This window comes from Streptomyces sp. NPDC002055 (genome assembly GCF_040296705.1).
In the GTDB taxonomy this organism is placed as follows: Bacteria; Actinomycetota; Actinomycetes; order Streptomycetales; family Streptomycetaceae; genus Streptomyces.
Genome location: NZ_JBEOXS010000159.1, coordinates 1 through 1,160 on the forward strand (window position 1 = coordinate 1; position 1,160 = coordinate 1,160).

Annotated in this window: 1 protein-coding gene; it reads left to right on the forward strand. The window is 39.1% G+C overall.

Annotation, left to right across the window (positions count from 1 at the left end):
* Positions 1–1,160: phage major capsid protein (locus ABT112_RS35275; RefSeq protein WP_351515842.1), on the forward strand; the 1,160-nt coding region annotated here is incomplete at both ends.

Sequence of the window (1,160 nt, forward strand, 5' to 3'; positions counted from 1 at the left end):
ATACAATGAATCAAACACTAAATACACTCAATGAGCTGTGGATTGAAGCAGGCGAAAAAGTAGAAAATTATAATGATAAAATCAATCAAATGCTCAAAAATGAAAACTTCTCAGCTCAAACTTTAAGAGATTTGACCGCAAAGAGAGATCATGCACAAGCTCGTTGTGATGCACTTAGAAATCAAGTCGACGAAGCACAAGCGACGCAAGTTGCTCATCTTCGCTCAAGCGGACAACTTCCCTTAGGAAATGGAGAAAACCAAACCGATCATTCTTTCATTTCAGATTTTAAAGCCTTAATGAGAGGCGATTCTAAAATCACAAATCTAGTCACTTCCTCTAAAGATGAATCAGGCGAAGCGGCTGGCTTAACCATTCCCCAAGATTTAAGAACTTCGATTAATGTCTTGAAACGCCAATATGATGTGATGGAGCAATATGTCAATGTTGAAAATGTAACTACAGCCTCAGGTTCTCGTGTTTATGAGAAATGGACAAATATTACCCCACTTACAAAATTAGATAGCGAAGATGAAACCATTGGAGCCAATGACGATCCCAATCTTAAACTTGTTAAGTATCAGATTGGACGCTACGGAGGGATCACAACAGCGACCAACTCCCTACTTAAAGATAGTGCCGAAAATATTATGTCATGGTTGACGGGTTGGATTGCTAAGAAAGTCGTCGTTTCTCGTAATAAAGAAATCATCTCACTCATGCAAGCAGCCCCTAAAAAACCAGCCCTCTCTACTTTTGATGATATTATCATTATGATTAATACGGCAGTCGATCCAGCAATTAAAGCAACTTCTATTTTAATTACCAACACAAGCGGGCTCAACCAACTTACTTTAGTTAAAGATGCGTTAGGAAATTATTTGTTACAACCTGACCCCGTTCAACCTGATCGCTATTTAATCAAAGGAAAACGAGTCGTTGAAATCAGTGACCATTGGCTTCCAAGTGGTGGAGAAACAAGCAGCCCGCTTTATCCGCTCTATTATGGCGACTTTAAACAAGCCATGACTTTATTTGACCGTGAAAACATGTCATTGCTTCCAACAAATATTGGTGCTGGTGCATTTGAAACTGATACTACTAAAATTCGTGGAATTGATCGCTTTGATGTTCAGCGTACCGATACAGAAGCTTTTGTG